This window comes from Mycobacterium sp., from assembly GCF_051006775.1.
GTDB lineage: Bacteria > Actinomycetota > Actinomycetes > Mycobacteriales > Mycobacteriaceae > Mycobacterium.
This window is the reverse complement of record NZ_JBPCSX010000096.1, coordinates 67,253-74,702: the sequence shown is the minus strand read 5'-3', so window position 1 is coordinate 74,702 and position 7,450 is coordinate 67,253. Positions and strand designations below refer to the sequence as shown.

General features: G+C 67.0%; 4 protein-coding genes. All 4 read left to right on the top strand.

From position 1 onward, the window contains the following. Window positions 1–154 precede the first annotated feature (154 nt). From dprE1 to ACR2JI_RS07180, 4 genes are read left to right on the top strand one after another with little or no spacing between them, the layout of a single operon-like run. Window positions 155–1,540 (top strand): decaprenylphosphoryl-beta-D-ribose oxidase, encoded by a 1,386-nt coding sequence (gene dprE1, locus ACR2JI_RS07195; RefSeq protein ID WP_526389394.1) that lies wholly within the window; start codon window positions 155–157, stop codon window positions 1,538–1,540. After that, window positions 1,541–2,305 carry a decaprenylphospho-beta-D-erythro-pentofuranosid-2-ulose 2-reductase gene (dprE2, locus tag ACR2JI_RS07190; RefSeq protein ID WP_526389393.1) on the top strand — a complete coding sequence of 255 codons (765 nt, stop codon included), beginning with the start codon at window positions 1,541–1,543 and terminating at the stop codon, window positions 2,303–2,305. A 13-nt stretch (window positions 2,306–2,318) separates the two neighbouring features. Next, a complete protein-coding gene (locus ACR2JI_RS07185) occupies window positions 2,319–4,175 on the top strand; it encodes an arabinofuranosyltransferase (protein ID WP_526389392.1) in 1,857 nt (618 codons plus the stop codon). Further along, entirely contained in the window at window positions 4,172–7,432 is a 3,261-nt protein-coding gene (locus ACR2JI_RS07180) for an arabinosyltransferase domain-containing protein (protein ID WP_526389398.1), read from the top strand. The genes ACR2JI_RS07185 and ACR2JI_RS07180 overlap by 4 nt, the downstream gene beginning before the upstream one ends. Window positions 7,433–7,450 lie beyond the last annotated feature (18 nt).

Here is a 7,450-nt window from a genome sequence, read left to right as displayed (position 1 = left end):
AGATTCCGGTGGGCAGGAGCGTAGCGACCCGGGAAAGATTCCGGCGGGCAGGAGCGCAGCGACCCGGGAAAGATTCCGGTGGGCAGGAGCGTAGCGACCCGGGAAAGATTCCGCATCCACTAGGGGAAACCCCGCGCACGGTACCCTCGTCACGATGTCCACAACGACCGAAATGCAGCGCCTTACCGGCTGGGGGCGCACCTCTCCCAGCGTGGCCGAGGTGCTGCGCACGCCCGACGCTGAGGAGATCGTCAAAGCCGTCGCACGGGCGGCCGACGAGGCCGCCGGGGGTATCAGCCGCGGGGTGCTGGCCCGGGGTCTGGGCCGCTCCTACGGCGACAACGCCCAGAACGGCGGCGGCCTGGTCATCGATATGACCGCGTTGAACCGGATCCACAACATCGACGGTGCGACCCGCATGGTCGACGTCGACGGCGGTGTCAGCCTCGATCAGTTGATGAAGGCCGCGCTGCCGTTCGGGCTGTGGGTGCCGGTACTGCCCGGCACCCGGCAGGTGACCATCGGCGGCGCGATCGGCTGTGACATCCACGGCAAGAACCACCACAGCGCCGGCAGCTTCGGCAACCATGTCCGATCGATGGATCTGCTGACCGGTGACGGTCAGGTGCATACCGTCACTCCGAACGGCCCGGGCTCGGATCTCTTCTGGGCCACCGTGGGCGGCAATGGCCTGACCGGGATCATCCTGCGCGCGACCATCGAGATGACGCCGACCGAGACCGCGTACTTCATTGCCGACGGCGACGTCACCGCGAGCCTCGACGAGACCATCGCCTTCCATAGCGACGGCAGCGAGGCCAACTACACCTATTCGAGTGCGTGGTTCGACGCGATCAGCGCGCCGCCCAAACTCGGCCGCGCCGCGATCTCCCGTGGCTCACTCGCCCGGCTGGATCAGCTACCGGAGAAGCTGCAGCGGAACCCGCTGAAATTCGATGCGCCGCAACTGCTCACCTTCCCCGACATCTTTCCCAATGGGCTGGCCAACAAGTACACCTTCGGGCCGATCGGGGAGCTCTGGTACCGCAAGTCCGGCACCTACCGCGACAAGGTCCAGAACCTGACGCAGTTTTATCACCCGCTTGACATGTTCGGGGAGTGGAACCGCGCCTACGGCCCGGCCGGCTTCCTGCAGTACCAGTTCGTGGTTCCGATGGAAGCCGTCAACGAGTTCAAGGCGATCATCGTCGACATCCAACGCTCCGGCTTCTACACGTTCCTCAACGTGTTCAAGCTGTTCGGCCCGGGCAACCAGGCCCCGCTGAGCTTCCCGATCCCGGGATGGAATGTCTGCGTGGACTTCCCGATCAAGGCCGGGCTCGGTGATTTCGTCACCGAACTCGACCGCCGGGTACTGAAGTTCGGCGGACGGCTCTACACCGCCAAGGACTCGCGGACCACCGCCGAGACCTTCCACGCCATGTATCCGCGGATCGACGAGTGGATCGCGGTGCGCCGCAGCGCCGATCCGCACGGCGTCTTCGCCTCGGACATGGCCCGACGCCTGGAGTTGTTGTAGATGGTGCTGAACGCCGTTGGTAACCCGCAGAGCATCCTGCTTCTCGGCGGCACTTCCGAGATCGGCCTGGCGATCTGCGAGCGTTACCTGCGCGACGCCCCGGCCCGCATCATCCTGGCGGCGTTACCGGATGACCCGGGTCGCGAGGCCGCCGTCGCGCAGATGACCCGTGCAGGCGCCAAGTCGGTGACGCTGGTGGACTTCGACGCGGTTGACACCAAGAGCCACCCCGAAGTGATCAACGAGTGTTTCGCGGATGGCGATGTCGACGTGGCGATCGTCGCTTTCGGACTACTCGGCGACGCCGAGGAGCTGTGGCAGAACCAGAGCAAGGCGGTGCAGATCGTCGAGATCAATTACACCGCAGCGGTTTCCGTCGGTGTGCTGGTCGGTGAGAAGATGCGCCATCAGGGTTACGGCCAGATCATCGCGATGAGCTCGGCTGCCGGTGAGCGGGTTCGTCGGTCCAATTTCGTCTACGGATCGACCAAGGCCGGTCTTGACGGTTTCTACCTCGGACTCGGTGAGGCGTTGCGGGAGTTCGGCGTTCGGGTCCTGGTCATCCGGCCCGGTCAGGTTCGGACCCGGATGAGCGCCCACGTCAAGGAGGCGCCACTGACCGTCGATAAGGAGTACGTCGCCGATCTGGCGGTGACCGCCTCGGCCAAGGGTAAGGATCTGGTCTGGGCGCCGGGAACGTTCCGCTACGTCATGATGGTGCTGCGCCACATCCCGCGGCCCATCTTCCGCAAGCTGCCCATCTGATCGATACGCCGAAATGCATAAGGCTGCCAACACCGTCGCCGACATGGCGGCGGCCGCGCTCATCGCGATCATCGTCTCGGTGGTGGCACTGGGTGCGATCTCCCGGGTGGAATGGCCGGCCTACCCATCGTCTAACCAACTGCACGCACTGACCACCGTCGGTCAAGTTGGTTGTCTCATCGGTCTTCTCGCCGTCGGTGTGCTGTGGCGATCGCGTCGGCGGACACTCGCCCGGATCGGTGCTGCGGTTTTCCTGGCCGCGTTCACGGTGGTGACCCTCGGTATGCCGCTGGGCGCCACCAGGCTCTATCTATTTGGCATCTCCGTCGATCAGCAGTTCCGCACCGAGTACCTCACCCGACTGGCTGACAGCCCGGCCCTGCAGGATATGACCTACGCCGGCCTGCCACCGTTTTATCCGCCCGGCTGGTTCTGGATCGGTGGACGGGCTGCCGCGCTTAGCGGGACACCGGCCTGGGAGATGTTCAAGCCGTGGGCCATCACGTCGCTGGCGATCGCGGTCGTACTGGCGTTCGCACTGTGGTCGGCGCTGATCCGGTTCGAGTACGCACTGGCCGTCACCACCGCCACCGCCGCGGTCACGCTGGCCTACAGCTCACCGGAGCCCTACAGTGCGATCATCACCGTGCTGATCCCGCCGGTGCTGGTGCTGGCCTGGGGTGGGCTTCGCGGTGGGGACCGGGGTCACAACGGCTGGGCCGCGGTCATCGGCACCGGACTCTTCCTCGGCTTCACCGCCACCTTCTACACCTTGCTGCTGGCCTACACCGCCTTCAGCATCACGGTGATGGCGGTGGTGGCCGCGGCGGCCCGGCGCAGCATCGCTCCCCTACTTCGACTTGTGGTGATCGGGGGCCTCGCCGCGACTATCGGTGCGATCACCTGGCTGCCGTTCCTGCTGCGCGCCGTACGCGGACCGATGAGTGGCACCGGAAGCGCCCAGCACTACCTGCCCGATGACGGCGCGGTGATGAACTTCCCGATGCTGCAGTTCTCACTGCTGGGCGCGCTCTGCATGCTCGGCACGGTCTGGCTGGTGTGGCGGGTACGTAGCTCCGCGCGGGCCGCCGCGCTGGGTATCGGAGTCCTGTCGGTCTACGGCTGGTCGCTGCTGTCGATGCTGGGTACCCTGGCCGGCACCACTCTGCTGTCATTCCGGCTGCAGCCGACGCTGACGGTGTTACTCGCCGCAGCCGGCGTATTCGGCGTGATCGATATGGCGCAGGCGGCAGCAGCACGATGGAGGCAAGCCATCCCGGTTGCCACTGCCGTCGGGCTCATCGGTGCGATCGGCTTCAGCCAGGACATCCCGCATGTGCTGACCCCGGACCTCAACGTCGCCTACTCCGACACCGATGGCAACGGCCAGCGCGGCGACCGCCGCCCGCCCGGCGCCGAGAAGTTCTACCCACAGGTCGATGCCGCCATCCGGGAGGCCACCGGTAAGCAACCGGCCGAGACCGTTGTGATGACCGCCGACTACGGGTTCCTGGCGGTCTACCCGTACTACGGGTTCCAAGGCCTGACATCGCATTACGCCAACCCACTGGCGCAGTTCGACAAACGCACCGCGGCGATCGAGTCCTGGGGCAAGCTGAAGTCCCCGGACGAGTTCGCCAAGGCCTTGGACGCGCTTCCATGGCAGGCTCCGACGGTGTTCCTGATGCGGCGCGGGGGTGCGGCCGGGTCGGCCAACACCTACACCCTGCGATTGGCCGAGGACGTCTACCCCAATCAGCCCAACGTGCGTCGCTACACCGTCGATCTGGACGCCGGTCTGTTCGCCGCCCCGTATTTCACGGTCAAGACCATCGGTCCGTTCGTCCTGGCCATCCGGAACCGTCCCTGACACGCGCGCGCGCCGGGCAATTACGATCTAGCCCCGTGGCGCAGACCCGGGCTGACTATCGAACGGCCCGGCTCGTCGCCGTCATCGCCGGTCTGCTCGGCACCGCGCTGGCGGTGCTGACTCCGTTCCTTCCGGTCACCCAGACCACCGCGCAACTGGACTGGCCGCAGAATGGTCAACTCAGCAGCGTCACCGCACCGTTGATCGGTTACGTCCCGACGGATGTCAACGTCAGTGTGCCGTGTAGCGCGGCCGCCGGACTGTCCGGTCCAGTCGACACGAGCCGCTCCGTCCTGCTGTCCACGGTGCCGCGGCAGGCGCCCAAGGCCGTTGACCGAGGTTTGCTGATCCAGCGGGCCAACAACGATCTCGTCGTGGTGGTGCGCAACACCCCGGTGGTTGTCGCCCCGCTCAGCCAGGTGCTCAGCCCGGCATGCCAGAAGATCACCTTCACCGCGCACGCCGACAAGGTCACCGGCGAGTTCGTCGGCCTGACAAAGGGATTGGACAGCGACTCCCCCGGTTCTCCGCTGCGCGGCGAGCGCGGCGGCTACGACTTCCGGCCGCAGATCGTCGGCGTCTTCACCGACCTGTCCGGGCCCGCACCGCCGGGTCTGAGTTTCACCGCAACCATCGATACCCGCTACAGCCTCGCCCCCACCACAGTGAAGTTGATCGCGATGGTGCTCGGCGTGGCACTGACCGTGGTGGCACTGCTGGCCCTGCATGTGCTCGACACCGCCGACGGAACCCGGCACCGCCGGTTCCTGCCGGGCCGGTGGTGGTCGCTGAGCGGACTCGACGGCCTGGTGATCGTGGTCCTGGTGTGGTGGCATTTCGTGGGCGCCAACACCTCCGACGACGGCTACATCCTGACCATGGCCCGGGTGTCGGAGAGCGCCGGCTATATGGCCAACTACTACCGCTGGTTCGGCACGCCGGAGTCCCCGTTCGGCTGGTACTACGACCTGCTCGCGCTGTGGTCGCACGTCTCGACCTCCAGCATCTGGATGCGGCTGCCCACCCTGCTGATGGCGCTGGCCTGCTGGTGGCTGATCAGCCGCGAGGTGATCCCGAGACTCGGCAGTGCGGTCAAGAGGAGCACGGCGGCGATCTGGACCGCGGCCGGGGTGTTCCTGGCGTTCTGGCTCCCGCTCAACAACGGGCTGCGCCCGGAGCCCATCATCGCCCTGGGCATCCTGCTGACCTGGTGTTCGGTGGAACGCGCGGTGGCCACCAGTCGGCTGATCCCGGTCGCGGTGGCCTGCATCGTCGGCGCCCTGACGCTGTTCTCCGGGCCGACCGGTATCGCCTCGATCGGCGCCCTGCTGGTGGCGATCGGGCCGCTGCGGACAATCGTGGGCCGCCGGTCCCGCCAATTCGGACTGCTGCCACTGCTTGCGCCGATCCTGGCCGCGGCGACCGTGACGATCATCCCGATGTTCCGGGACCAGACCTTCGCCAGCGTGGCCCAGGCCAACGCGCTCAAGCGCGCCGTCGGACCCAGCCTGAGTTGGTTCGATGAGCACACCCGCTACGAGCGGCTGATGATGGCCACCCCGGACGGCTCCATCGCCCGGCGGTTCGCCGTCCTGGCGTTGATCGTCGCGCTTGCGGTCTCGGTGGCGATGGTGTTGCGCCGCGGCCACATTCCCGGCACCGCGGCCGGGCCGAGCCGTCGCATCATCGGCATCACGATCATCTCGTTCATCGCCATCATGTTCACTCCTACCAAGTGGACCCACCACTTCGGAGTGTTCGCGGGCCTGGCCGGGTCCCTGGGTGCACTGGCCACCATCGCGGTGATGCCGACGGTGATGCGCTCGGCGCGCAACCGGGCTCTCTTCGCCGCTGCCGTGCTGTTCGTCACGGCGCTGTCCTTCGCCAGCGTCAACGGCTGGTGGTATGTCTCCAGTTTCGGTGTCCCGTGGTCGAACCAGTTCCCGCAGTGGCACTTCGGCTTCACCACCATGCTGCTCGGCCTATCGATGCTGGCCCTGCTGATCGCCGCCTGGTTCCACTTCTCCGGCCGTGATGGCGGCACCCGGCGGCGCTGGTGGTCATGGGCCACCCGATCACCGCTGGGGATCGCCGCGTGGCTGTTGGTCGTCTTCGAAGTCGTATCGCTGACCCTCGGCATGGTCAACCAGTGGCCGGCCTGGTCGGTCGGCCGGTCGAACCTGCAGGCGCTCACCGGTAAGACCTGCGGTCTGGCCGATGACGTGATGGTCGAACAAGACGTCAATGCCGGGCTACTGAACCCGGTCAATGTTCCGGTCGGTGATGCACTCGGAGCGCTGACAGCTGAGGGCTTCTCCCCCAACGGGATTCCCCCCGACATCGCCGCCGACCCGGTGAAGGAACCGCCCGGGAGCGGTAACCAGATCGACGCCGCCGACAACACCGTCACCGCTACCGAGACGGCCGCCGGCACCGGCGACGGCACGACCGCAGCGACCGGCGTCAACGGATCCACGGCCCGGTTGCCCTACGGACTCGACCCGGCACGCACACCGGTGCTGGGCAGTTGGCGGTCCGGGGTTCAGCAGCCGGCGCGGTTGCGCTCGGCCTGGTATCGGCTCCCTCCGCCGGAGCAGCGCAGCGCCGACGCACCTCTGATCGTGGTGTCGGCAGCCGGACGGTTCGACCCCGACGAGGTCGTGGTGCAGTGGGCCACCGATGCCGGTGCGGCCGCCAACAAACCCGGCGGCTCGATGGGTTTCGCCGATATCGGTCCGGTTCCGGCGTGGCGCAATCTGCGCGCACCGCTGAACGCCATCCCGCGGGACGCCACCCAGATCCGGCTCACCGCCACCGATGACGATCTGGCCCCGCAGCACTGGATCGCGGTGACACCGCCCCGCATCCCGCAGCTGCGTTCACTTCAGCAGGTGGTCGGATCGCGCGACCCGGTGCTCCTGGATTGGCTGGTCGGTCTGGCGTTCCCCTGTCAGAGACCGTTCGGCCACAACAATGGAGTGACCGAGGTGCCGCAGTGGCGGATCCTGCCCGACCGGTTCGGCGCCGACGCCAACTCGCCGGTGATGGACAACATCGGTGGCGGCCCGCTGGGCATCAGCGAACTACTCTTCCGTGCGACCACCGTGCCGACCTATCTCAGGGGCGACTGGTTCCGGGACTGGGGCGCACTGCAGCGACTGGTGCTGTTCTACCCGAATGCCGCCCCGGCCCGACTGGACCTGGGCTCCGCCACGCGCAGCGGATTGTGGAGCCCGGCGCCGCTGCGCCCGACCTGATCTGAGGTCGCAGACTCC